This window comes from Prochlorococcus sp. MIT 1300, from assembly GCF_034092375.1.
Classification (GTDB): Bacteria; Cyanobacteriota; Cyanobacteriia; order PCC-6307; family Cyanobiaceae; genus MIT-1300.
Genome location: NZ_CP139302.1, coordinates 460,314 through 485,647, shown reverse-complemented (window position 1 = coordinate 485,647; position 25,334 = coordinate 460,314). Strand labels below are relative to the sequence as shown.

At 39.3% G+C, this 25,334-nt stretch carries 25 protein-coding genes and 1 tRNA gene; 12 read left to right on the top strand and 14 right to left on the bottom strand.

The genetic code is table 11. From position 1 onward, the window contains the following. Nucleotides 1–157: 157 nt before the first annotated feature. The 6 genes from SOI83_RS02600 to SOI83_RS02575 all read right to left on the bottom strand — a co-directional run bounded on the left by SOI83_RS02600 (nt 158) and on the right by SOI83_RS02575 (nt 12,633). Complete coding sequence (locus SOI83_RS02600) at nt 158–2,011, bottom strand: DEAD/DEAH box helicase (protein ID WP_320677064.1); 1,854 nt, start codon at nt 2,009–2,011, stop codon at nt 158–160. A gap of 304 nt (nt 2,012–2,315) precedes the next feature. Further along, nucleotides 2,316–4,031, bottom strand: coding sequence for an ATP-dependent DNA helicase (locus SOI83_RS02595; protein WP_320677063.1), 1,716 nt, complete (start codon nt 4,029–4,031; stop codon nt 2,316–2,318). Further along, nucleotides 4,028–7,849, bottom strand: coding sequence for a UvrD-helicase domain-containing protein (locus tag SOI83_RS02590; protein WP_320677062.1), 3,822 nt, complete (start codon nt 7,847–7,849; stop codon nt 4,028–4,030). The genes SOI83_RS02595 and SOI83_RS02590 overlap by 4 nt, the downstream gene beginning before the upstream one ends. A gap of 36 nt (nt 7,850–7,885) precedes the next feature. After that, nucleotides 7,886–8,428: an isoprenylcysteine carboxylmethyltransferase family protein gene (locus SOI83_RS02585; protein WP_320677061.1), complete on the bottom strand. Its 543-nt coding sequence runs from the start codon at nt 8,426–8,428 to the stop codon at nt 7,886–7,888. Nucleotides 8,429–8,575: 147 nt separating this feature from the next. Beyond that, complete coding sequence (locus SOI83_RS02580; RefSeq protein WP_320677060.1) at nt 8,576–11,872, bottom strand: exodeoxyribonuclease V subunit gamma; 3,297 nt, start codon at nt 11,870–11,872, stop codon at nt 8,576–8,578. Further along, the gene (locus SOI83_RS02575) at nt 11,866–12,633 is read right to left on the bottom strand and encodes a pyridoxine 5'-phosphate synthase (protein ID WP_320677059.1); all 768 of its coding nucleotides are present in this window, start codon (nt 12,631–12,633) and stop codon (nt 11,866–11,868) included. Before SOI83_RS02575 ends, SOI83_RS02580 begins: the two co-directional genes overlap by 7 nt. Before the next feature lie 219 nt (nt 12,634–12,852). On the opposite strand from SOI83_RS02575, the gene SOI83_RS02570 reads away from it, so the two are divergent. The 4 genes from SOI83_RS02570 (at nt 12,853) to grxD (ending at nt 14,669) form a co-directional block, all read left to right on the top strand. Then, the gene (locus SOI83_RS02570) at nt 12,853–13,479 is read left to right on the top strand and encodes a lysophospholipid acyltransferase family protein (protein ID WP_414153435.1); all 627 of its coding nucleotides are present in this window, start codon (nt 12,853–12,855) and stop codon (nt 13,477–13,479) included. A gap of 28 nt (nt 13,480–13,507) precedes the next feature. Next, on the top strand, nt 13,508–14,029 hold the full coding sequence (locus tag SOI83_RS02565) for a hypothetical protein (RefSeq protein WP_320677057.1): 522 nt from the start codon (nt 13,508–13,510) through the stop codon (nt 14,027–14,029). 63 nt (nt 14,030–14,092) lie between these two features. Further along, entirely contained in the window at nt 14,093–14,326 is a 234-nt protein-coding gene (locus tag SOI83_RS02560) for a BolA family transcriptional regulator (RefSeq protein ID WP_320677056.1), read from the top strand. Nucleotides 14,327–14,345: 19 nt separating this feature from the next. Beyond that, nucleotides 14,346–14,669 (top strand): Grx4 family monothiol glutaredoxin, encoded by a 324-nt coding sequence (gene grxD, locus SOI83_RS02555; RefSeq protein WP_320677055.1) that lies wholly within the window; start codon nt 14,346–14,348, stop codon nt 14,667–14,669. A gap of 36 nt (nt 14,670–14,705) precedes the next feature. Here the strand turns inward: grxD and SOI83_RS02550 are convergent, their stop codons facing one another. Further along, nucleotides 14,706–14,978: a DUF6761 family protein gene (locus tag SOI83_RS02550; RefSeq protein WP_320677054.1), complete on the bottom strand. Its 273-nt coding sequence runs from the start codon at nt 14,976–14,978 to the stop codon at nt 14,706–14,708. Nucleotides 14,979–15,055: 77 nt separating this feature from the next. On the opposite strand from SOI83_RS02550, the gene SOI83_RS02545 reads away from it, so the two are divergent. Next, complete coding sequence (locus SOI83_RS02545; RefSeq protein ID WP_414153426.1) at nt 15,056–15,820, top strand: response regulator transcription factor; 765 nt, start codon at nt 15,056–15,058, stop codon at nt 15,818–15,820. 42 nt (nt 15,821–15,862) lie between these two features. On the opposite strand, the gene crtH is transcribed toward SOI83_RS02545, so the two are convergent. From crtH to SOI83_RS02530, 3 genes are all read right to left on the bottom strand, one after another. Beyond that, nucleotides 15,863–17,425 (bottom strand): carotenoid isomerase, encoded by a 1,563-nt coding sequence (gene crtH, locus SOI83_RS02540; protein ID WP_320677053.1) that lies wholly within the window; start codon nt 17,423–17,425, stop codon nt 15,863–15,865. 136 nt (nt 17,426–17,561) lie between these two features. Then, complete coding sequence (trmFO, locus tag SOI83_RS02535; RefSeq protein WP_320677052.1) at nt 17,562–18,935, bottom strand: FADH(2)-oxidizing methylenetetrahydrofolate--tRNA-(uracil(54)-C(5))-methyltransferase TrmFO; 1,374 nt, start codon at nt 18,933–18,935, stop codon at nt 17,562–17,564. A gap of 46 nt (nt 18,936–18,981) precedes the next feature. Continuing rightward, nucleotides 18,982–19,101 (bottom strand): photosystem II protein Y, encoded by a 120-nt coding sequence (locus tag SOI83_RS02530; protein WP_320677593.1) that lies wholly within the window; start codon nt 19,099–19,101, stop codon nt 18,982–18,984. 212 nt (nt 19,102–19,313) lie between these two features. Between SOI83_RS02530 and SOI83_RS02525 the strand changes: the two genes are divergently transcribed. Then, a tRNA-Lys gene (locus tag SOI83_RS02525) sits at nt 19,314–19,385 on the top strand. A gap of 310 nt (nt 19,386–19,695) precedes the next feature. On the opposite strand, the gene SOI83_RS02520 is transcribed toward SOI83_RS02525, so the two are convergent. Continuing rightward, nucleotides 19,696–19,995, bottom strand: a complete 300-nt coding sequence (locus tag SOI83_RS02520) for a hypothetical protein (RefSeq protein ID WP_320677051.1) — start codon at nt 19,993–19,995, stop codon at nt 19,696–19,698. Nucleotides 19,996–20,582: 587 nt separating this feature from the next. Here SOI83_RS02520 and SOI83_RS02515 point away from each other — a divergent pair. The 3 genes from SOI83_RS02515 to SOI83_RS02505 all read left to right on the top strand — a co-directional run bounded on the left by SOI83_RS02515 (nt 20,583) and on the right by SOI83_RS02505 (nt 21,859). After that, nucleotides 20,583–21,014 carry a GIY-YIG nuclease family protein gene (locus SOI83_RS02515; RefSeq protein ID WP_320677050.1) on the top strand — a complete coding sequence of 144 codons (432 nt, stop codon included), beginning with the start codon at nt 20,583–20,585 and terminating at the stop codon, nt 21,012–21,014. A 196-nt stretch (nt 21,015–21,210) separates the two neighbouring features. Then, nucleotides 21,211–21,480, top strand: a complete 270-nt coding sequence (locus tag SOI83_RS02510) for a glycoprotein (RefSeq protein WP_320677049.1) — start codon at nt 21,211–21,213, stop codon at nt 21,478–21,480. Nucleotides 21,481–21,643: 163 nt separating this feature from the next. Then, complete coding sequence (locus SOI83_RS02505; RefSeq protein WP_320677048.1) at nt 21,644–21,859, top strand: hypothetical protein; 216 nt, start codon at nt 21,644–21,646, stop codon at nt 21,857–21,859. Nucleotides 21,860–22,216: 357 nt separating this feature from the next. On the opposite strand, the gene SOI83_RS02500 is transcribed toward SOI83_RS02505, so the two are convergent. After that, nucleotides 22,217–22,567, bottom strand: a complete 351-nt coding sequence (locus SOI83_RS02500) for a hypothetical protein (RefSeq protein WP_320677047.1) — start codon at nt 22,565–22,567, stop codon at nt 22,217–22,219. Nucleotides 22,568–23,012: 445 nt separating this feature from the next. On the opposite strand from SOI83_RS02500, the gene SOI83_RS02495 reads away from it, so the two are divergent. Continuing rightward, the gene (locus tag SOI83_RS02495; RefSeq protein WP_320677046.1) at nt 23,013–23,252 is read left to right on the top strand and encodes a hypothetical protein; all 240 of its coding nucleotides are present in this window, start codon (nt 23,013–23,015) and stop codon (nt 23,250–23,252) included. Between the two features lie 25 nt (nt 23,253–23,277). On the opposite strand, the gene SOI83_RS02490 is transcribed toward SOI83_RS02495, so the two are convergent. Both SOI83_RS02490 and SOI83_RS02485 read right to left on the bottom strand, forming a co-directional pair. Further along, nucleotides 23,278–24,051 (bottom strand): sulfite exporter TauE/SafE family protein, encoded by a 774-nt coding sequence (locus SOI83_RS02490; RefSeq protein WP_320677045.1) that lies wholly within the window; start codon nt 24,049–24,051, stop codon nt 23,278–23,280. 86 nt (nt 24,052–24,137) lie between these two features. Next, nucleotides 24,138–24,353: a hypothetical protein gene (locus SOI83_RS02485; RefSeq protein WP_320677044.1), complete on the bottom strand. Its 216-nt coding sequence runs from the start codon at nt 24,351–24,353 to the stop codon at nt 24,138–24,140. A 272-nt stretch (nt 24,354–24,625) separates the two neighbouring features. On the opposite strand from SOI83_RS02485, the gene SOI83_RS02480 reads away from it, so the two are divergent. After that, the gene (locus SOI83_RS02480) at nt 24,626–24,886 is read left to right on the top strand and encodes a hypothetical protein (RefSeq protein WP_320677043.1); all 261 of its coding nucleotides are present in this window, start codon (nt 24,626–24,628) and stop codon (nt 24,884–24,886) included. Between the two features lie 145 nt (nt 24,887–25,031). Next, nucleotides 25,032–25,205, top strand: coding sequence for a Nif11-like leader peptide family natural product precursor (locus SOI83_RS02475; protein ID WP_320677042.1), 174 nt, complete (start codon nt 25,032–25,034; stop codon nt 25,203–25,205). Nucleotides 25,206–25,334: the final 129 nt, after the last annotated feature.

Genomic DNA, 25,334 nt, shown 5'->3' with positions numbered 1-25,334 from the left:
CCAGAGCTTTTTTAGGGTTTTTATGATTCTGATTTCCTTCCTTAAGGTTGAGGCATCAATATTAAAATTAGATCATAGGTACAAGATTTTCTTAAAAAAATTGCTTTGAAAGGGAATTAGTGCTTTGGTTAATCTCTTTATGAAAAAATATCTAGCGCTATCCTTGCCTATTCTCATGAGAATCTCTTTGGATGCGTAACTCACGGTTCATAACTTTTAAACGTTTAAGGCAATCAAAAATATCTTCTGGCATTCCTTTCGGCAGGTCTACCAAGCTGAAGGTATCAAAGATTTGAATCCTTCCAATCATTCGCCCGTGGAGCCCTGATTCATTTGCTATAGCCCCTACAAGGTTGCCTGGTTTAACACGATCACGATGACCCACCTCCACTCTGAACCGTTCCATATTCTCATCGGGGCCCCTTAACGTCCGTTCGTTCCTTCGCCCAAGACTCCCTTCCTTTCTTCTCAATCGTTGGGTTGATTCTTTTAACCAGCGTTCATCTGACTGAACTAACAGAGGCTCTGAACCAATAGCTAGGTTTAAAGCTGCTAAGGATAGATCTTCATAACTTAACTCTAATTCTTCTGATGTTTGTTTAAGAAGCTGCTTGAGCAAGGCTGTTTCTTCTTTCTGCTCTCTACCTTCAGTTGCCCAGGTGTGAAGACGTTTCTGGAGTCTCTCAAGTCGGTTTTTGTTTATAGCTGCGTTGTCTGGGATCTCCATTGGCTCGATAGAAGTTCCCACAGCTCTTTCGAGTGTTCCTATAAAACGTTTTTCTCTATAGTTTACGAATAAAATCGCCTCACCACTTCTGCCTGCTCTTCCAGTACGACCAATACGGTGAATATAGGCTTCACTATCAAAGGGGATATCGTAGTTAATAACCAGACCGATACGATCAACGTCTAATCCTCGGGCTGCAACATCTGTCGCAACTAATACATTGACCGTTCCCTTCCTTAATCGTTCTACCGTTCTTTCGCGTTGATTTTGTGGGACATCTCCGTTTAGAACGGCAACATCATGTCCTGCTGCCTCTAGGGATTCTGCAACAGTTATTGTGATTAGTTTTGTGCGCGCAAATATGATTACCCCTTCACCAGTTACTGCTTCTAGAACTCTATTTAAAATTTCTAGCTTATAGCTATTTTGAAGTGTTATATATCTCTGTCTTATAAGCCTTGGCTCATTGGTTTTGGCTTTGATTGTGATCTCTGCTGGATCATTTAGGTATTTTTTGGATAGCCTGCGAATTTCATTCGGCATTGTTGCCGAAAAAAGAACCATCTGCCTATCTTCCGGCAGCTGTTCCAAAATCCACTCGACATCGTCGATGAAACCCATTCGCAACATTTCATCTGCTTCATCTAGGACGAGTGTCTTTAATTCAGATGTATTCAATGTTCCTTGCCGCATATGATCCATAACTCTTCCAGGTGTTCCTACAACTACATTGACTCCTCTTTTTAAGGTGTTTATTTGATTGCGGAAATCAGCTCCTCCATAGACAGCGAGTACTTTTAGATGCGGATGGCCGGCTGCGTATGCCTTGAATGAGTCTGCAACTTGCATCGCTAGCTCCCGAGTAGGAGCTAAAACTAAAATTTGAGGAAACTTCCCACTTTCTTGTAGCCGTTCAAGAAGAGGCAAGGCGAAAGCAGCTGTCTTGCCAGTTCCTGTTTGTGCTTGGCCAACCAAGTCTCTTCCGAGCATCAACTCAGGAAATGCTGCTGCCTGAATAGGAGAAGGCTCTTTATACCCTTTTTTTTCTAGTGTCTTTAATAATTGTGGACTGAATCCAAAACCTTCGAACCCTGATGAGTTGGATTCAACGGAATCATCTTCTGTAGCTTCTCCAGGAATTGAATCTGTGTTTTGCCCGTCAACCTTTTCGATGCTTTTGCTTTTGCTTGGCTGCGGTTGCGTTTTACCTTGATCGCTGGGGGTAGATTCAAAACTCTCAACTACTGAGCACGAGACTTCCTCGTGTGTTGTTGTATTAGTCATTTCTAGAAGGAATGAGCCTGATTGATCCTTCAAATCAGGCTGGCAACTTCCTATCGGCAAATGGCCGTTCTCTAGTTGCTTTGCCTTTACTTCAAAGGTTGAAACCCAATCTTATCATCCTGCAAGTCCTAATCATTATTCAAATTAATATGGATTGTTCTAAGACTGATTTTGTTTGTAAGCTCTAGCAGGGTAAGTTTTCATTTCTTTGATAGGACTGTTTAATAAATAATTATTTTAATCAAATTGGATATTTATATTAATGGGTCTTTTATATATGATTTTGGACTAATATTTATTCATTCTACTTGAACTTATCCAAAGAGATTGTATCAGGAAGGAAAAGGTCTACCTTTTGTGTAGCCCTAGTTATTGCAGTATATAATAATTTTTCTTGGTAATTAGGAACTTTCTTTGTGTTATAGGCCGAATCATTATTAATAAGATATTCTGGTAAAAGTATTATTACTTGTGAAGCCTCACTTCCTTGTGACTTGTGAATCGTAATTGAAAGAGAGGGTTCGACGGATTTTAATCTTGCTGGATGAAAAAGCTTTATGAAGGAGTCGCCTTCATTGTTTATTACTTTGAATAGAAGACGTTTTCCCATACCTGTTTTTATTATAACTCCTATATCACCATTAGCAAGATCTAACTCGGGTTGATTCTCTCCACAAATTACAGGAGTACCTACTGGCCATTGGGCTGGTCCTTCATTCCATGTTGGACCTAGAATAGATTGGTGGATTTCATTTACTCCCCATAGCCCCTTTCTTTTTGGAGACAAGATCATTAGTTGATTCAATGTGTTAATAAGTAACTCTGCATTAACATTGGAATGGGATTTATATTCGTGGATATCTGGTTGAAAATCTAAATTCAAGGCTAAATCTGAAAGTTTCTTGCAGTGACTTTTAAGGTGTTTGGTTATTAGAGAAGGAATATAACCTGGCTTGGCAGTATGTAATTCTATATTTTCAGACTTAGTCGTTCTGCATAGTTCTCTAGTAAAATCCTTCAAACCCTTTTCTATGAGAACTTTGCTGCATTTTGCTATGGCACCTCTATTTCTATGAACCTCTTTAAGGTGTATAACGCAAGTAGGAAAGTTTTGCCTTAGCTCACTTTCTAAAAGCTCATCCCATATCGAACCACCTGATACTGGGGGTAATTGATTTGGATCACCTACTAAAACTAATCTGGCTTTAATCGGCAAAGCGGCTAGCAAGGCTTGAAGAAGAGAGATATCCACCATTGACATCTCGTCAACTACTAGAAGGTCGATAGGCAGCTGGTCAAGATTATTTTTTCCAAAACTATTTTTTTTAGCTTCTAACAATCTGTGCAAAGTATTACATTTAAGACCAAATAAGTTTTCTTGCATTTCAATTGGTAATTCATTAATCCCTTTTTGCAGCGCATCTTGTAACCGTCTAGCTGCCTTGCCTGTTGGAGCAGCAAGAGCAACTCTAAGTTGTTTTTTAGAGAAGAATGCTCTTTCTAGCATTCCGACAATAGTAGTAGTTTTACCAGTTCCAGGGCCTCCACTCAGTAGGATTAATTTTTCATTGGAGATTGCAAGAATAGCTTTTCTCTGTTCTCGGTTAAGTCTTGAATTTTCTGCGGGACAGTTTTCTAATGAGATATTATCTAAAGTAGATTCTTTTAATTCCACTTTCGCTTTAAGACAATTAATAATATTGCTAATTTCTATATGCCACCTATGCCATCTTAACGTTTGATTTGTTATGACCATAGGTGGATTATTTCCATTAAGCCAACCACTCTTTCTAAGTGCCTCTATATGTGCTTCTGGCCAACCAGTAGCTTTTGGTTCAATTAAGGGTATTTCCCCGTTAAAACTTATACCAAGCTCACCTCTAGAAACTGCATTCATAAGAGCATTTACTAAGTCTTCAAGATGTTCAGAATGATGCTTTGGAGGTATTTTCCTTATTAAAACCTTATACACTTCACCTTTTAAATTATCGGATAAGCTCTCTCCTTCATTATTTTTCATTTGTCGTGTCCATTTATTACTTCATCTATTCTTAATATCCTTTCAGTTGGGCAAGGTTCGACTATAAGTCCTGGTAATTTATTCTTAAGGTTATTTTCATCTATTTCGGATCTCTTAGGTAATCCTCTTAGAAAAACGTAGACATACCCTCCTAGATGTTTTTTGGGTATGTAGCTAGGCAGTCTCCATTTAAGAAAACGATGTAGGGCAACAAGGTATAGATGGGCTTGTAAGGGATAATGGTGATAAATCATTTGTCTTTCCATAGATTCGTTATCATAAAAAAATGGACCACAATTTGCATCCTTTTCTTCTGTTGAACTTTCGCCTATCCAGTTACTTTTCCAGTCAACAACCCACCAACGTCCGTTTTGGACATCTTCTTCGTCACAAAAAACTAAGTCAATGGCTCCTACTAAGAAACCTTTGCTATTAATATTTAATTTTTTAATTTCATCTATATAGCTATTACCAAACCTTGAGGAGCTGTTTAACTTAAAGGCATTTGCTATATCCTCTGAATTAATCGATTTCCCCTTCTGCCTAATTGGAAGATCAAATTTCAGTTCATGAATCCGTCTTCTCTCATTAAGCTCGTTAAATTTTAAATTTTGTAGAGCCCCACCTATTGGCAGTGAAAGTAATCTATCTAATGTTTCCTTAATTGCTTTTACATGACATAAATCTATTCCTGTATTCCTGAGTTCTTTTTCAATGATCTGATTGGCATCTTGTTTATTAATTGAGATAGTGAAATTTATCTGTTCAAGTATTTTATGCAAACATTCTCCTGCTGAGCTACCTCGAGGGAATTCATCAAGTGGACCTTGTTTTGACCAGTTTATATTTGTAAAATCTTCCTTTATTGGTAATGATTTTAGTGGTAACTCATTATTTGAATCATTTAATTGGTTTTGTTGATCAATATCCCTCCCTTCTTCTGCTTCTCTAGGGTTAATATCTTTTATTGTATTTTCATTGCCTTTGCTAGATATCCAGGACGAATAACTACTACGACCCCATGATGTGTCTAATTTGTCTGGTACTGGACCTATATTAAGTTCACCTATTGGGTTTGCTTGCTCCCATGGTTTTTCATCTTTATCTATATGGCTTGAGTCAATACTGACTGATATGTTTAATCCCCTGAGATGCTCCTCCATCATCTTTAATGAAATATTTTCGAAAGGTTCTTTTATTACCTTGCCCCCGAATAAGAAGTTCATTAGTGGATTAGTTTCCTGTTTATTAGCTTTTGCCCACAACACTAAAACCTGGTCAGAAGCTCGAGTTAGTGCTACATAAGCAAGTCTTTCTGCTTCTTGGAGTGAGGATGCTTTTGCATCTTGAGCAACTTGCTCTCCCATCCCCCAGTGAGTGTTTAGGGCAATTTGCCAGGAATTGTTTTTTTTATGTTTCCATAGTGGTCCCTCAGGGGTTGGAGGTGCTTGCCATAAGTATGGACAAATAACTATTGGGTATTCCAGGCCTTTACTTCTATGAATTGTCAACACACTCACAGCACTTTCAACAACATCGCTATGTGGTCGTCTGCTTTCGGGTATGACTTCAAGAGCTTGCAGTCTTTGAAACCTTAACCACTGTGAGGCACTTTCCGCATCTAAGTCTTGAGTATGAATTTCAGTTTGAGTTAGTTGTGCACATTGATGCAAGTCACTAAGAAGGCGACCGCGCTGTGATAAATCGGCCATTTGTTCGCCTTCTAGGAGTTCACCTAAACATCCAAAAAGTCCTATAGAAGAAAGATTCTTGGACCAATATCTACACTTAAGTGCTAATTGATCAAGTTCTCCATTTATTTCGGCCTCAATAAGTTTAGTCGGACTCCATTGTAGTAATGAAGAACAGGCTAAAAGCCTTAGAGAGAAAGAGTCACCTGGCCGTGCAAGGCAATCTAATAGTCTTTGTAAGAGTTGTGAGGCTTCACTTGTTAAAACATCTCCTCTGCTAATTAGTTGTGTGGGAATTCCTGATATGTCTAGGCCGTTCTGGATACTTGCAGCCTGGTCATGACGGCTTACAAGTATACATATGTCCTTCGGCTGAATTAATTGATTATTAGTTCTAAGAAGTTTAAGGACTAAGTGGGCGACAACTAATGGGATTCTTTGTTCTACTGTAGTCTTAGATTCCTCTACTAAATTTACATCATCCTTGGATTTATCCATTGGATTACTTATAATTACCTGTAATGGGTGTTTGTTCTTATCTAGTGAATAAGCCTTTCTTTTTGACGATGACTTTAATGATGGTACAGGCAAACCAGAGCGTATTAATCCTGCTTCCATAAATTGATTTAAACCAATCATTAGCTCATTAGTTGTTCTATAGTTGTTTCTTAATTCATCAACTTGTTCGACAAAGTCCCTTGCTTCAAGGTATGTATCAAGATCTCCACCTCGGAAACCATAAATTGCCTGCTTTGGATCTCCTACCATCAAAAGAAGGTGCTTTTGACTTGTGCCAAAAGTGTGTTTAAGGATTCTCCATTGCACAGGGTCTGTATCCTGGAATTCGTCCACTAATACAACTTCATAATAATTTCTTATTTGCTTTACTAAAGGCATTTGCCAATTATTTAGCACCTCATTTTCTTCGTTCTCACCTTTCTTAGGGTCTAGTGATGATAGTAAATCACTATAACTAAGAGTTCCGCTTTCATTTCTTCTATTTTTAAGCTCTATTATTCCCCAAAGTAGGGCATGGTTCCATACAAGTTCCGCTGGGCCATCTAATAAGTTTGCTATAGCAACTTGTAGTTCTTGTTTAGGAAGTTTTGGTGTATTGCTGTAAAATTTTCTCCAGCTTTTCCAGAAGATAGAAGGGTGATAATAGTTGCTTAGAATATCTTGATCTCGAATTCTTCCGTATAATGGTATAGAAACATCTTTATTAATTTCTATATTTGGAGTGTTTAAATCGATCCAATCTTGAATAGCCCCATATCTATCCTTAGTAGGGTTCGGACTAAATGGTTTAGTATCTTTAACTCCTATTGAACGTAGCCCTTCGGCGAAATGTCGAAGGTCTAGATCAAGTTGATAACCTTCTTCAAGCCACAAGGATTTAAATTTTATCCATTTATCTTTTAGATAGTCCTTGAATTGTTTATGTAGTGTTTGGTCCTTGTCAAGGTTTTTAGATTCGCTATCTAAAGTAATGCTTGGATCACTATCAATTCTTATTAGTTGCTTTATTAGATTTTCAATATTAAGCCCTGCTTGAATCAGTCCTTTGACATCCTCAGCTTCTAGCGACAAGACTTGTTCCTTCCAGTATTCGTGCACAACTTCAGTTACTAGTTGTTTGTCTTCTCCTTCAAGTCGAGGTTCAATTGCCGTACCTGCTTCTATTGCTTCACGCCTTAAGGCCCGACGACAGAATCCATGAATTGTTGTTATGTCAGCTCGGTCAAGGCCTTCTTGTGCTTTTATCAGCAGCTCCTCCCATTTGTTATTACCTGGATTTATTATTTGATGCTTTTTAAGCCAACAAGAGAGGACTTCATCAGCGATGCTGATCTGTTTTTCATTTTTCAGTTTTCTTATAGCCTCGATTGCCTCTTCTATGCGGCATGAAACTCTTGATCGTAGTTCTTCTGCTGCTGCATCCGTAAAAGTTACTACTAAAATCTGGTCAATTGCATGTTGGCCTTCTGTAATCAAACGAAGAATTAAATGAGCCAGTGCAAATGTTTTTCCAGTTCCTGCACTAGCTTCAATTAGTCGAACACCAGGTGTAAGAGGATATTCGTTAGGCTTAAACAAATTTACTGGATTGTTAAAAGTTTTATCCATGAATCAGTGGTTGTTTTTGTTTGGCGAGGCTAAGGATTAATGACGCCAGTCCAAAAAAGGAACTAGTGGAATTATTGCGGGTGTATCTTTTTTGTAATCTTCATAATGACCATGTAGTTTACTTAGCTTCTCTTCCTCTCTTTTTGCTTTGCCTTTAAGCACTATGCAGAGAAGACAAAAAAGTACTAGATGGATAGGACTTCCAGTTCCTAGAGAAACACCTATTGAGCTTATTAATATCGACTGATATAAAGGATGCCGACACAGCCTATATGCTCTGTTGGTAACAAGCTTGGCATTTTGTTTTGGATCTGGGAGTGGTGAGAGGCTTTCACCTAGGCTTGATAAGGCTCTTATAGCTAATAAGATGCCAAGAAAAAAAATTATTGATCCTACAAGGCTTAAATAAATGGGCCAATTTCTTATCGGAATGTGTTGATGCATTAAAAGTGGGATTAGATGTGCTCCAATTAGCAATAATTGACAAATTAACCACCATTCACCCTGCTTGTTGTAAATTAATCCACTCCAGCTAAAACCCCAGCCAGAGAGTGCATTCTTGAGTTCGTTATGGTTCACTTTTAGATTACAAGAATTTGCCCTTCCTACTAAATTTAACTATTACTTTGGAGCAAGCCAATCAATAAAAGACTATCTTTACTAATTTTTAAATAAAAGTGATGTACCTGATACATGTTTTATTTTAGTGTTCAGTAAGATCGATATTTATCTAAGCAATGCTTTTGACAAAGGTTCGTAAAGAGAGCAATATGCCTCATTGAAATATTGATTACTTAAGATTTCTGAAGCATCGTAGTTGGTTCCGAAGCAAAGTTCCATTTCTGGCTTGGCCTTTTCACCCTTTAGCTTAAAGTTGCCTTCCCATGTTTGACGAAAGAGCTTTTCACCTTTCTCTGTTGAATCTATTTTACCTCTGCAAAGTGCCCATCCACTTTCAGGCGGTATTGGCCAACAAGTTGTTGTTCCTTGATATGTTAGAGATTTCAAGCTTTCAATCTGCTTTGCAGCTTCATTAGAGTCTACCGGTTTCCAAGTGGCAGATCTTGTATAATCATTAGATTTGTTTTTAGATAAACTTCTTGATAATAAGATTGTAGTTTTTGTATGTTCTTCATTTCTGCAAAGATAGAGATGATTTAACCATCCTTGCATTATCCCCTTCGCATTATATTTCCCTAGTTGAACTATTATCATGTGATCTCCTGCAAAAATGAATTTCCTCATATCATTTTCGACTAGAAGCTCCTTAACATTAAATGAACCTATCTCTTTAATTGATTTGAATAAGCCATACCAACGTTCATTTAATCTTTCCGACTCTAGTTTCGCAGCAGATTTTGGCGGTAGTATTCCCCGGCCTTGATAGAGGTACTCCCAGTCATTATTAAATTCATTGATTTCTATTGACTCATCAATCGATGATTGGTTCTTTGTCAGTTGGTCTAACTTCTCTCTTAATAGACTTTGTCTTTGTAATTCATTTAATTCTAGAGCCTCTAAGTCTTCTACCCTGTCCACCCATTCTCTGGGTCTTAATTGCATCGTATCTAGCCAAATTCGTTGTGGAGCTATTAGCCAATTTTTTAATTGTTCATATGAAATCTTTTGATTACTTTTGATTCTAAAATTTGAGTCCCATTTTAAAGGTATCGCAATTGCAATTGGTTTTGTGCTAATTCCTTTATCAATCAACTTTCGTGCTTCCAGATTTCTTCGATCACAACTAATTGGAAAACACCCATTTTGAGAAAGAAAATTCTTTCGACTTAGTGGATTAGGGTCAGGCCGCTTGTATATATTTTCAAAAGATTCTGGCTCAAGTTCATTCTCCAACTTTTTCAGCCATTGTTGAATTGGTGTCGATAAGGGTTTGACCTCACCTGTTTTTTCATTTCTACTATTCCAGGTTATAAGTAGGTGTTGTCTGGCTGAAATGAGTGCTTCTAAGAGAATATAGCGATCTTGGTCATTACTCCTTGGATCCCCTAATTCCCATTTTTGATTTAATAAGTCAAAGCCAGGTCGCTCTCTGTACCTTGGGAATAACCCTGCATCTAGTCCCATTAAAACGATAACTCTATGAGGGATTGCTCTCATTGGCTCTAACTCACTAATAGTTAAAGCACCACTTCTGTGACCAAACCTTCCTGTCTGTAAGGAGATTTCTCTACTTAAAATATCTGCTACTGTTGATGCTCCAATCTTTAACTTACAATTTGTTGATACTTCTCTCCAGTTTTCAATTTCAGTAAGAAGACATTGTTTCTCCCAAGCCCAGGAATCCGAATCATCAAATAAGTCTTCAATAAGATTTTGTAGAACTTCGATCCATTCATTGGCGTACCTGTTGATTCTTAGTAGCTCGATAGTCTTGGTAATGTTTGATATGAGATTCCACCATTTGGCTAGTTGATTAATTGTGACCCCTTCTGAGAATGGAGCTGTTTCATCAGCTGATGCTCCTAGGGTTGGTGGTAGTACTAAGCCAAGAAGCCATCTATCTAAACACCATTTAAGACTATGTGTTTCATCTCCCTTCCTCTCTTTTCTATCGAGTCCCCAGCGAAAACCTGTTTTTTGTAGACAGTTGTTTAATTCGTTTACATCTATCCTCGTTAGTCTATATTTTTCTAATATTGACGGATTGCTTATAAGTGATTTTAGCGATGTGGCAGTAAGTCGTCCTTCAGCTAATTCAAGTATCTCTATGAATCCTTTGATGACTCCAGGAGACTCTTGTTGACTACGGTCAGTAATGCGCCATGGAATTTTTATACCCGTTGCTGATGTGTCATTAAATACTGAGGATATTAGTGGTGCATAATTATTGATCTTAGGTGTCATTATTAATACATCTTTAGGCTGTAATGTTGCGTCTCCTGCAAACCATTGCAGGATTTGATCCCTTATTAATTGAATTTGTCTAATATCTCCTGGGCAAGACATGAATAACAAGGAACTATCCTTGGAATTAGTTTTAATTTCTTGGACTTCATTTTCGATGACTAATTGCTGCTGTTGTTGCTCTAATAACGTTGGCAGCCTTCCTTTTTCTGTTGCCATACTAATAGGAGCGGCGAATAGATCCTTCTCTTCATAAGCCCCTAGCTGGTTTTCTCCACTACCTTCTAATAACTGTTGAAACTCTGATGCCATCCGTCCGAATTTCTTTTCGAGACCTTCTGGACGCAAGTCGTTAATAACTCCTAGTTTTTGACTGAATTCCCGGCTTCCAATTGGATGTCTTTGCCACAGGTTGGGGCAAGGTGTGAGTAGATATATCTCGACATTTGTGTAGCCAGAAATTGCTTGAATAAGTTCTATTTGAATCGGAGCAAGGCTGCTAATCCCAAATAGTCGTATATTCTTTGGAAGCTTTGCGTGTGGAACTTTGCCTTCTTTAAGTTTTTGAATTGCCTTTTTGACTTTTACTCCGAATGGATCAGTTTCTATTTTCTCTTCAAGCATTTGATAGAGAACCGGCTGCCAAAGGAAACTCGATGTAAGATTTCTTGGTTTTGGATTTTTATTATGTCTAGACCAGTTCATTAATAGTTCAGGACGATATAGAACATAGTCATCAAAAAGATTTGCAATACTATTTGCTAATTGCCATTTAGATCTATTCAATAAACCCTCTTTATAAGTCTGTTGCTTAGACCATTCGCGAAGGGATCTACCTTGATCAGTTTCTAGTAGGTTTGGTAGAAGATCTATAACTTCCCAAACCAATCGGTTGCCTTTCCACGGGTCTTCAATATCTAGATCTTCATTAAGGATTATTTTGACTAGTTGTTTTAAATATGTACCTGGAAAGGGAAATCTTACTAATGCATTTATCCCATTTGTAATTGAGATCTGTTCCCCTAACCAACGACTTGTAGGCCAAGTATTCACGACTATTTCTACTTTCTCAAAAATCCCAGGAGGTTCTAGACGTAGTTTTTCAGAAAGTAATTGAGCCAACCATTCTGCTCGGTTGCTGCGATAAACCTTTAACAAGGTTCTTTTGAATGATTGTTTCGATGATTCCTGATGTAGTTGCTCCCTTTACCACTTATTAAGGCTTTCATTTCTTGCACTGCTTCTTTAAGGCCGACGGCTAAGGACCTTGCAATAATTGTGTGGCCAATATTTAATTCCTGTATACCTCTGATTTCTGCTATTGCGGAAACATTTTGGTATGTAAGACCATGCCCTGCGTTTACTCCTAAACCTAATGATTGAGATATTGCCGTTGCTTCTTTTATCAAGGAGAGTTGTTTGACTCTTTCTTTGGTGGAAGCTTCTGCATAACAACCTGTATGCAACTCAACAAAATCAGCTCCAGTATCTGCTGAAGCTTGAATTTGATCATAACTAGGATCTACAAATAAACTTACTGGTATTGATTCATCTTGCAACTTAGAAATCACTTCCTTGATATAAATTTGGTTTACAATAATATCTAATCCCCCTTCGGTTGTTATTTCTTCTCTTCTTTCTGGCACTAGAGTTACCATATCAGGGCAAACATTAAGAGCAATATTCACCATTTCGTCTGTAGGGGCCATCTCTAGGTTTAATTGCGTTCGAATTGTTTTCCTAAGTAGTCGCACATCACGGTCTTGTATATGTCGTCGATCTTCTCTGAGGTGAACAGTGATGCTGTCAGCCCCTCCAAGTTCGGCAATAAACGCCAAATTGACAGGATCAGGCTCAACGGTACGCCTTGCTTGGCGCACACTCGCGATATGGTCGATATTTACCCCGAGTTTTGCCATAAGGTTTTGTCTCTGATCTGGATTCTATTGAGAACTTTCGCTTGGTAAGTGTTTTTTTGTACTTGGCCGCTAACTCAACTGCCCTTTCAAGTGGAGTGAAGCCTATATATCGACGTTAAGTTTGTTGGATTGGATCGCTTTTAAAATGTGTCCCGGGATTTAAAGACCCGAGAAACAAATTTATGTCTTGGGGTGGATCCCTTTTGGAGCCCACTTGCCATGGTGACTACGCAGGATTTGGTTTTGCGTAATTTCTTTAGGCAAAGACTTGTTCTAGGAAAGGAACATTTGCCATCTGCAGGGCCTGTTCTGCTTGCTCCAACTCATCGAGCTAGATGGGATGGACTTATGTTGCCAATGGCTGCTGGAAGAAGGGTCACAGGAAGGGACTGTAGGTTCATGGTCACTAGAACTGAGATGAAAGGTATTCAAGGTTGGTTCCTTCATAGGCTTGGATGCTTCCCTGTAGATCAGGCTCGGCCTTCCTTAGCCACATTGAGATATGCCATTGATTTAATGGTTGATGGTCAGCAACTTGTGGTTTTCCCTGAAGGCAAAATTAATCGAACTGGTAAGGCTATTCGGCTTAAACAGGGGCTTGCTCGTTTAGCACAGTTGGCTCATGGAAAGGGTGTTGATGTTCAAGTAGTGCCAGTTGGGATTGGATATAGCGAAGCAGTTCCTAAGCCTTTTGGACGTGCCGCAATTTGTTTCGAAGAGCCATTAATGGTTTCTAGCACCGGTAGAAATGCTGCAAACAACTTTAATGACAAGTTGGCTTTGAGTATGCATGCAGCTGAACAAGCTGCCCTTAGCGCAGTTGGTCGACTTTCTAATTCACTCTAAAGTTGTTTTGTAAATACAAATCAAATCGATGCGTTGTCGCCTACCGATGACGGCCTTGGCACTTTTGGCAGGCTTGGCTCTTTTCTCAGGTTGTTCACCAGAGGAGAAATCTTCGACAACTGCTACGAGGGTCTTGGCAGAGGAAGTCAATGGCTTCAATGTTTCTGCAGTTAATAGTCTCCTTAAGAAAGGTGATGCTGCATCTGCAAGAGGAGATTTGGAAGAAGCTCGTCGGTATTACGACAAATCTAGAAATGCTTCCAAGCAATTGCTTTCGTTTTACAGAGACATCAGTGGATCTTTTCGTGGTTTAGATGCGCGGATCCCTCGAGAAATGGATCAGAAAGGACGAGAAGCCATGAGATTGTTAGCAAATACAAACCTTCGCCTCGCTGCACTTTTCCGTCGAATGGATCAGCCGGAAATTGCTGTACCTGTACTAGTGGAGGTTGTCCGATTAATGACTCCTGTTAAGCCAGAGGGGCAAAAGGCATATCAGAGGCTTTTGGAATTAGGTTTTGTAGAGACTCCATATTCCGCGGCTAATTGAGTATCCTTTGATTAAAATTGCTTTATAGCAATGACTAGGTTTTCCATCTTTTTTTAGTCACTCATGGTTCAAGCAAACGAAGTAAGCACAGCTATCCGGCGTGTTTTACCAGATGCAAAAGTTTCAGTTGAAGATCTAAATGGAGGAGGTGACCACTTACAGGTAAATGTTATTTCTGAGTCATTTGCTGGACTTTCTCTTGTACGTCAACATCAATTAGTTTATAGCGCTTTGCGTGATGAGTTGGCCAGTGAGGCAATTCATGCTTTAGCTTTAAACACCTCAACCCCTAATTAAACCAATTGCTATTTTAATTATGGACTCAAACACCAAGAAGCGAATTGAGAGCCTTATTCAGGCTAGTCCAATTGTGGTTTTTATGAAGGGAACAAAGATAATGCCTCAATGTGGATTCTCTAATAATGTTGTTCAGATTTTAAATTCGCTAGGGATTACTTTTGAAACATTTGATGTTCTTGCTGATATGGAAATTCGTGAAGGAATAAAGGAATATTCAAATTGGCCAACGATTCCTCAGGTCTATGTTAAAGGAGAGTTTATCGGTGGATCAGATATACTTATAGAAATGTACAATTCAGGAGAGCTTCGAGAGAAATTGGAAATAGCACTTGCTTCTTAGATTTAAAAGTTCATTTAATCCATCTCTTGATTAAGTTTATAACCCAATTTCTTTTTTTATAAACAGGCTGCTTAAGTCCCCATCAGGTCCTATAAAACTAGATGGATCCAATATCCATCTTTCCATAAGCCTTTCGAGCTTTAGAAGTTCTTTTTGATCTAACTGCCCACAACATCGAAGGGCATGTAAATAACCATCTGCATAGAGTCTTAATTCTGATGGGTTGTGATATCGGCTAGTAAGCTCTTGGCAAGAATCGCAAAGAGATTGGAAGTGTCGAATAGTTTGAGGGCTTTCAAGTGATGTCATGGTCTCCCCGTAAGCCGACTTCTTTCACCAGTCTGGCATTGAATTGTCTTAGCGTACCCGGGGTTCTGTTCTAGAAAGTGACCTCTATTCCTCAAGACGTTCTTTCGTCAGCCCATAATTCGGTGCCATCTTCTGGTTCTTCTACTATGCAAGCTTCTACTCAGAATCTTGCAAAGGTCCTCGTAGTAGAGCCACATCCGACACTTAGGACCGTTTTAGTTCAACGGTTGAGACAGGATGGGCATCTAACTGCTGCAGTCGATTCAGCAGCAGCAGCAATAGATCTTTGTAGAGAACAAACCCCAGATCTGCTAGTTAGTTCAGAACTGCTTGAAAAGAGCTCTGCTCTTCGTCTGGCCCAACATTTGGGGTGCCCTGTGATAGTCCTTACTGCCCGTGCTGGTGTTGAGCCAGTGGTTGGGCTTTTTGATGAGGGTGCTGATGATGTGTTGCGAAAACCTTTCGGATTAGAGGAATTGGCCGCACGTTGTAGAACTCTTTTAAAGAGAGGGCGCAGTGGTTTGCAAGAGAGAGTTGCAGTTGGTCCCTTGGAGGTACATCTCCTTCTTAGACAGGTGACCCTAAGAGAGAAACCAGTTGAATTGAGCCCGAGGGAATTTGCTCTCCTTTGTGCCCTTTTGATGCCACCAGGCATGGTTCGTAGTCGTCAAGAACTTCTCCGGATGGCATGGCCCCCATTTAGCGGGGGACCTCGTTCTGTTGACACTCAAGTACTAACTCTCAGGAGGAAGCTTGAGCAGGCTGGACTTGGAGAAGGTGGAGGTATTACAACTGTTCGGCAGCAAGGTTATAGGTTTAGCCTGGACACATTGCCTGAATAGAAAAATCTCTCCTTAAAAATAAGTTTTCTGTTATCGATAGGTTTAGCTAGGGAGCTCCCAAGGATTAATCCCAAGGTCAGCACCAATTAGATGGGCACAAGCAAATCCACTGAACGCAACTGCGTTAAGTCCCTGCCCAGGGAAGCATGAGTCACCAACGCAAAAGAGATTTTGAATACCAGTTGAGTTAAAAGGCATAGGGAGCAATCCCGGGAGGGGTAAAGAGGGTATTGGACCATAACTGCCCTGAAAACGGCCTAAGAAACGCCTATGAGTCCGAGGGGTTCCTATTTCTTTATGACAGATAGAGCTTTTTAGACCTGGGAAGATGTTTTCAATTTTTTTTATAAGACGATCAGCGTCTCTTGTCTTTTTATCGGAATACTCTTTAGGACTTAGATTCTCCCAATCTTTTATTGAAGAAGGGGTAAAAGCATGTACTATTCCTTTTCCTTCAGGAGCTAGGCCTGAGTCTAGGATTGTCGGAATTGATATAAAAGTAACTCCTTGTTCTGCATTCATTTTATCCCAACTGTCCAATATTAAATGATGACAGTGGGATCCTTTGGGAATGATTGAATTTTCAACTCCTAAATGAAGTGAAAGGAACGATGGTGAAGGCTTATACCTTCGCCTCCATTTGTGCTCGGATGATGGCGTATCTTTTATATCTACAAGAGCATGTTTAGCCCCTTCCCCTCCAAATGTGTCCCAACGTGTGGCATTTGAAATTACTTTCTTTGAATAAATTTTTTCACCGTTCGCAAGTTCAATCCCGATTGCACATTTACCTTTTAAAAGAATATTTTTGACTCTTGATTTATATCTAATTTGTCCACCATGATTTTCTAGGCCAGTAACTAGTTTTTGGGCAATTACTCCTACACCTCCTTTGGGATAATTTATTCCACCAGCATGTCTATCTGAGAAAACCATGCCTGCATTAATCATTGGTGTTTCATTAGCAGGCATTACAGACCAACAAAAACACTCAATATCAATGAACTTAAGGAGCTCTGGATCTTTTATATATTGTCTAGCGACTTTACCAGCATTTACTGGCAGCCATCTGGCCAATCCGAGACAAGCTAAGGGAGATTTGAAGAAAACCTTTGCTAGATATAAAGGCTCTTCTATTGAAAGTAATGGCATTGAATCTAAGCAGTTGAAAACTTGCCAGCAAACTCCGTAAAACTTTTTAATCCCAGAAGATTCATGAGGGAAACGTCTTATCAATGATTCAATAAAACTGTTGTAATCACGATCAACAACAATCTCCAAATTGTTAGGTAGGTGGTATGCGAGTTGGGCTGAGTCAGGAAATGTCTCACAATTTTCATTGACATCAGCTAGAGCTCTAGTGAGAAGGTTGGTATATCCCTTTTCCCCAAAACCGAAAATCATTGATGCGCCAACATCAAAGGTATATCCCTTCCTTTGAAATGCTCCTCCGCTTCCTCCAGGGATTGTGTATTTCTCCAGAACAAGTACCTTTGCCCCTTTTGAGGCAAGTTGAGAAGCTGTAACCAGTCCGCCTATTCCAGATCCAATTACAATTGCATCCCATGTGTTTGAATCTGCCTGTTGATTCTTGATTGCATTCATGTTGAACGATTCTAGTTAAGATTTAGAAGATTGTTTGAGCTCTATACTTTATAGGTGATTGTTAACAGGGTTGAACCCGGATTGTTTTAATAGTCTGCATCTTGAATTTATTCTTTCTGAGTTATTGGTCTCATTACTAAGATGATAGGTTTTGGGATATTTTTTCAAGGTCTTTGAGCGCTCGATCTCTGTAAGCTTCGTAGCGGGTTTTTTTATCTTTGATTTGCTTACTGAGGGCAGGTAATAGGCCAAAGTTGGCTGGCATTGGCTGGAACTCCCCTGACCTTTTGGAGGTGGTGTTCATACCACTAATGAAATGGGTTAATGCACCGATCATTGTTGTTGGGGGGAGGTCAATTGGATTTTCGCCTTTTGCAAGTCTGGCCGCATTTGTCCCAGCTAGCCATCCACCAGCGACTGCTGCTGCATATCCTTCCGTTCCAGTAATTTGTCCAGCACTAAGAAGGTAGGGCCTTCTTTTGAATTGCAAGGTGGGTTTTAATAATTGTGGAGACTCCAAAAAGGTATTGCGATGCATTACTCCTAGACGTACAAACTCTGCGTTCTGAAGCCCTGGAATCATTCTAAAGATTCGTTTTTGCTCGCTCCACTTCAGATTTGTTTGAAACCCAACAAGATTCCAAAGCCTTCCTGAGATATCTTCTTTTCGTAATTGAACAACTGCATAAGCACGTTTTTCCTTACGAACATTTCGGTCATTTAAATCGCCCCACCTTGGGTCCCAAAGACCTATGGGTTTTAAGGGGCCAAATCTCATAGTATCTTCTCCACGCCTTGCCAACTCTTCTATTGGTAAACAGCCTTCGAAGAAGTTTGCATTTTTTTTGTCAAAGTCTTTTAATTCAGCTTGATCAGAATTTAGAAGTGCATTTCGAAATGCTTGATATTGCAACTTATTTAACGGACAATTTAAGTAATCTGGTGTCCCCTTGTCATAACGACTACCAGAGAAGGCCTTCGAGAAATCTATACTTTCGCCTTCTATGATTGGACTTGCTGCATCAAAAAAATGACATTCCTCAAGACCTGTAAATTTCCGAAGATCATTAGCAAGTAATTCACTTGTTAAAGGTCCTGTTGCCAGAACTGTGATCTGTTGGGGATTTGGCAACTCCTTTTGCTCTTTCCTTTCAACAGAAATTAATGGGTGGGAACTAACTATTTCTGTCAACTTAGAACTAAAGTTCGATCTGTCTACAGCTAAAGCCCCACCTGCAGGAACGGAATGAATCCCTGCTGTTTTGATTACGAGTGAATCAAGTTCACGTAATTCTTGTTTTAAAAGCCCTGAAGCCCTATCGCTATTAATGGCTCCAAAGCTATTACTGCATACAAGCTCAGCGAATTCATTTGTGTGGTGTGCAGGGGTTCTATGGTTTGGCCTCATCTCAATCAGAGTTACCTTTACCCCCGCCATTGCAATTTGCCAAGCGGCCTCAGTACCGGCTAGGCCGGCACCAATTACGACTACTGATTTTGAAGGATTCAAGGTTTCAGGGTGTCACCTGAATGCACTTTTCTAAGAGGTCAAACTCTTAGAAAGGCTTGTTGTCGTCTCCGAATTGCCTTGACCATTGCTCTCTGGCAGGCTGTTGAATATTGAAGACGACCCAGGCCAAAGCAGCAACGATTGGCAGAGCTACAAAGACGATCATGGTCAGGGACGTGAATTTCACCGCGGATTTTACGCTTTAATCGGGTCTAAATGTGACTCTGGTTTCTAGGTGTTCTAATTGTCACTATTTAGATGAGGTTCAATTTGCCCCAAGATTCAGGCTGGACGGGGATGCAAGCGGCAACACACATCGATACGCGGGGACACTCAGCGTGATAATTTCCATCGGTGCTTTAAGGGCACTCATTTGAAGGGTCGCTAGCTCAGCGGTAGAGCATCCGGCTTTTAACCGGCTGGTCCTGAGTTCGAATCTCAGGCGACCCATTTAAAACTAGAGGCAAACTTCTTAACCTTTAATTTCTTTGAGGTTTGTTCTTTTGACCCCATCTAAAAAGATTTATTTATTAAGCTGTCTTTAAAGGCCCTTTGAATTTTTTAGATGTTTTTTGGATTGTCGAAGAAGCAGCTTCTTGGGTGGGGCTTATTGGCTACAGGATTTAAGGTCGCTTTTGGCTTGTGGTTGATTGATAGGCTTGGGATCCAGTTCCCTTGGCCCTTAGCCTAAATTAACTTTGTTGAAATAAAACTAATCAGGTGAATAACCTAAATTTGAAATGGTATTCTTGACTTCTTTTTAATTTAGACCTATCCAGGAAGATATAAATGCTGGAATAGGTAACTTTGCGGTGATATAGCTTAAAAGCTCTACGTCAAATTTATGAACTGAAGGGATTGTTTTGTCCAAGATAAAAATCGCGAGATATGGAATGTTCATTGCGATTTGCCAACGCCATTTGTATGTAATTATCCCCCAAACCTTTTTGGCGAACTTCTTTTGAGATTGGTTTAAGCTTTCCCACTTTTCATCAAGAAGCTGTTTTAGTTGTTCTTTTATAGAAGGTTTTGACGAACTACTAGCTGAATCCATAGCCATGGCTTACGTGGGGGCCTTTATAGCGCATTACGCATTACAACTGAATATTTTTGGTGAGGCTTAGTCTTCTGGCCCAGCAGATGGCTGTATGAATTGGTCTTTTGGTAGATCACAGGTTGTTAGGTAATACTCACTATCGCTTGTTGGGTTATTTCGCGGTTTCATTTGCGTAGTTTCCGAGAAAGCATGATGTTGCAAATTTTGCGTCGTGCTAGACCAATCCCTCAGCGAGATGTCTCTTCGCATTCAAGGTCTGACAAGCAGTACAAGGCCATTTTGAGGGCTGCTAATAGTAGGCAGCTTTGGTCAACTTCAGGACATTTTTACCCTGACTGTTCAGCTACTCCAAATAATGTGTCCAACAGCTTTGCTTCAGACTTTTGGTAGCCTGTCTTTAGATTCAGGCAGGGCTTTCTAGTATCTTCTTATACTTAGCATGATAAATGAGCAGAATGGAGTTTCTGCATCAAGCAAAAGACTCGCAGCAATTGTTCTGGCTTCATTTAATACCCTATTAGTTCTTTTATTGGTTTTATTTTTAATAACAATTCAGTAAAATGATTTGATAACTTTTAAAAAGTTTCCTCTTGGCTAAGATTTTAAGTGGCAAGAGCCTTCAGCCAAACTCCAAGACTTTTTTATCCATGATTGGCTATGTTTACCTTGTCCGTAATGGGAATCTGTTTAATTTGGGATGGACTACGAATCTTGAGAAGCGACTAAACGAGTTGAACCCTGACGAAATTGTTGCGACATTGCAAACTGCGCAACCCGAGAAATTTGCAGCAAGATTGCAGAGCCAATATTCCGAAGTACGCTTACCTTTGTCTGAATACTTTAGGTTAAACAATTTCCAACTATCCGACTGTAAAGCCACCCTTCTAAAGGAAGGTGCAAATTCTATTAGCCCTGTGGCAAAAAGGTTTAAAGCCTTCATTTTATTTTTATTGGCCTGGGTAATTTTGTCTTGTATTGTTATACTCTTTTTAGTAGATCCTCTTTTGGACAGGTTCATGTAGTAATTAATATGTCTCTAACTAAAGATTCAACAATTGACTTCGTTTCTCATCGGCCTTCTAGGCGTCCTTCAGGCCCGGTTAAAATTTTTTAGACAATAGCTGCTTTTCATGAGGCCTTTAGGCCTTATTAGCTACTTTGCTAGTCGAGCTGTTAAGGTCTGGATTAGGTATTTAACTTGAGTAACTCTTTGAGCCTATGAGTAATTTTTATGCTTTTTTATTAGGAGCTACTCTTTTTATTTTATTCTTTTCGCCTTATTTGCGACGTCGTTTGGTTCAGCCAAGTAAAACTGTGATGAAAAGCAATATAAATAGTTGGATGCAATTGAGCCGTAATGAAAGACTTTCCCTAGAACAAAAGGAAATGGATCTTTCATTGAAAAGACGCGAGGCTTTGTTAGATCAGATCCGTTCTGAGTACAAGGCAATCAGAAGGGAGTCTCCAAAAGTAAAGGGAGACAAGTGAGCTTGTTTTCTATAGCGACGAAAAATTTCAACCTGCAAAGCATGTATTCCAATTCATGTGAGCTATGGCTCTGAATTATTGCTTTCGAAGGTAACGCAGGTTATCTAGATCGCATTAATCAAGTCTCATCGGCTTAAGCTCCTGGCGTTCAACGAGGTTCGTAATGAGCAACGCCCAATTAGTAGTGATAAGCCTCACGGCTCTAATTGTGGGACTGACCTTTACCCCTCTTGGTGCAACACCAGCAGCTATAGAGGCCTGCAGAACCAATCCAGATCAGAAAATCATTAAGTGGGGTGGGGTTTTGATTACTGTTTTGGTGGCTACTTGTAGTGTTCTTTACCTTGAGGTTTTAAGAGTTATTGCTGCTTATAGCTAATTCCCCCTAGGTTTTCTTTCAGGGCAATGCTAGTCGCTAGGTATCCAGCCTCTCTTTATAGAAGGTTTGTCCCTCTCCGAATACCTAAATAGTGCTCTTCAGTCAAGAAGCAGTGAGTTCATATGTAACGAACCTGCTGCCGAATAGCCCATTCTCTTGCTAGGCCGTAGAAAGGCGAAGCAACTACTTGTGGAAACAACCATTTATTTGATTGTGTTTGTAATTTGGTACTTGGTGAGTCCCTCAGACCAAAAGGATCAAGGACCTAAAACTGATTACTAGTAAATTATTAGGCTTTTAGAGCAAACGCTACTAATTTCTATCGTTAGGAGCTTCCCAGAAACAAGGGGTTTTCAATTAACTCTCTTTTAGATAGATAAGACTAGAACGACAATTCTTTAGTGCATTAATAACCTTTTTTATACTCGATAGTTCGGGCAGTCTTGTATTTAGCATCTCTTCAGGAATTATTAATTGGTTTTTTATATCTAGGCGAATTCTGCCACTAAACCATGTCGAGTTGTTTGGTAAAAATGCTCTGCAGAGTACTTTATTAGTTGTTGAATTAACTCGTCGCTCTATGACCCAATCCTCTACTTGATCCAGGGGAGTAAATTCATTGACTCCAGAGTAGGCTTTTGTAGGAAATAAAAGACAGTAAATTAGGATTGCGTACCAATGGGACTTTACAAAATTAATCTTGAGCATAATTGTGTTTCAAAAAAGATCTCATAAAAGATTCACTACCCAAGCTTAGCTTGCTAGAGGTTTGATCATTTCCATCTAATCCTTTTTGGATGAGTGTTTTCGATTCTTTTTAAAGTAAGAATAAGAGCCCCTATCAGGAAAGGACCTAATAAAGCTACAACTTTTATGAAGCTTAAGATCTCAGGTGAAAGAACTGATAAAAGTATCGTATGAAAATACATTTATTTCTTGTCGATTTTATTTATATTTTCAAGATCATATGTGGGTGTTTCCTTGACAGGCTCTCCCTCTATCCACTTAGAAAATAGCATTAATATTCGTCCAAAAACTGGTACCCAGAACTTTAAGTATAGTTGCTCTATAGGGTTTTTCATGTTGGGTTTGGGTATTTAGGTTTTTAAAGTAGAATAGTTAATAGAAAAACCAAGTTAGTTGTTCTACATTAATGAGACTAGCAATTTTTTCAACACTTCTTTTGGCCGTATCCTTGGTTTTGTTGTTTTTTCTAACTACCTATAGATCAGCCTTTGAGGCTGACCAGGCTTGTCATTTTGCTCAAATAAAGGATTATGGCTCCAATTCTGAGTATGGCTGTGATCATGACATTGAGACAAGTCAATGGCTTTTGTATCTTAAGGGTTCAAATGATGGCCCTGCAAAGGTAGTTAAGCGCTTCAGGTATTAATGCTAATGGGATCTTTTGATTGGCTTTAGAAGAAATTTCTAATTATTAGTGATACTCCCATTAGGAAAGAAATGGATTCAAAAGCTTTTTTAACAATAGAATTACCTTTGGTTATACCTATATGGGCTCCGCAATATCCACCTATAAGAGAACCACTAATTAGAGAGGGAAGCCAGTTTAATTTGATATCACTATTCATACCCAAAACAATAGCGCCTGTACCATTCCAAAACAGACCTACCAGAATCAATGTATAGGCAATAGCTTTTGTATACGACAGGCCAAACCAATAAACCAACCAGATAGTTACGAATAGGCCAGTACCTGACGAAAGTGATCCATTTAGAAGGCCAATAAGAAATAGAACTAATCCTCCTTTTATTAGTTCTTTAATATTTGGTTTGTATCTCGAATCTATTGTCCCTAAATTCTTTTTTTTAAACGAGAAAAGAGCCAGCCATATAGTCAATAAACCAAGTAAATATGTGGCAAGTTTCTCTGGAACAGAAACGACAAGTTGCGAACCAAAATATACTCCTGGAAGTCCACAGAACAGAATTATACTAGTTAGTCTTGTGTCCAGCGCTCCCTCTCTCATATGTCGCAAGCCAGCCCCAACACCTAAAGCCACACTGGCTAACTTATGAGTGCCTAATGCAATAGTGAATGGCAATCCTAGTAGGATAAGTGCTGGCAGCTGAATTAATCCTGCTCCTCCACCAGCAAAAGCAGAGAACATATTTGCAATAAATGAAATTAACCAGAGGATGAGTTGAAATAATATGTCTTCTTGGGTCATTTTGTGATTACTCTTTCAAGACTATTTGGACTAATTGCTGGAGACTAAGTCTTACACTAGGTCAATCTGAATGTAGTTCGACTGATTCATTTGTTTGCTTTTCCTTCAGCCTTATTCATATGGTTCTTTATGAATCTGTTCACTACTGCTACTTTAATTTCCTTTGGCCAACTTTTCAGGCTATCTATTAGCCCACTTTCATCAGTACATTCTACTATGAAGTCTACTAAAATATTTTCCTTGCTATTGAATATGTCTAAAGTAAAAGCATCGAAGTATTCGGCCTTCTCTTCGTCTGACATTTCGTAGTGAATACTAGTTTGTTCCATCTTTGATAGAGTCTAATAATGAAGAAGTTGATCTCTCGTGATCATACGGCTGCAAATGTCTTGGTATTCCTTCTTCTGCTCGAAGTGCTCATACTTGATTTTGTCTCGCATTGCAGGATCATCTGAATTCCCTTTCCCATTCAATAACTTCAATCGCATTAGGAGTAAATGCTTAGAGCTTTGATGCCCCTTGTATCGCCTATTGATTCAATGAATGCTTGCGATTGGAAAAATACTAGTATTTATTGACAGCCTTTCGGCAAGGCTTTTTACTTTACAGACGACTAGCCGTGGAAGAAGAAAGTATCACTGACCAGGCGATTTTCGTTGCCTTAATAGGTTTTATCCTTTTTGTTGAATCCCTAGTTGTTTTAATTTCTTCTTTCTTTAAGGGCTTTAGGAAAAAAGAAGTCCTTACAAAAAGTACAAACCTTGGCTTTGATTTTAATATTATTGAGGTTGGATTTACCCAACCTGATATTCAGCGATCCACTGCGGAAGAATAGGCATTCATACCTAATAAAAACTTTTTTGTTGCGTTGTGTGAGCGCCTTTTAGATCTTTCTATATACAAACTTTGTTTGTATATTACTTGCCGAACATGCCCCTCCGTAGCTAGCGATGTATTGACCCCCCAGCTAGGAGGTAATTATGTCTAAGAAGCAGCTTGAAGCCTTTTTTGCAAAGGCTAAGACTGATAAGAGGCTTCAAGGCCAGATAAGTGATTGCGGACCTAACAACAGCTGCATAGTTGCTGTTGGTAAGAGTTATGGCCACAAGTTTTCACCTGCCACAGTCAGTCATTGGCAGAGAGACCATAGTTAGCTCTGCAGATATGAAATTTTTTATATAAGGATAAAAATATCGGCACTGATATTCACTAAGTCAGGATGTCATTGCCGATTAAACTATTTGCCTTTAGAAAAAAAGCGGCTTCTTTATATGCTTTGTAGC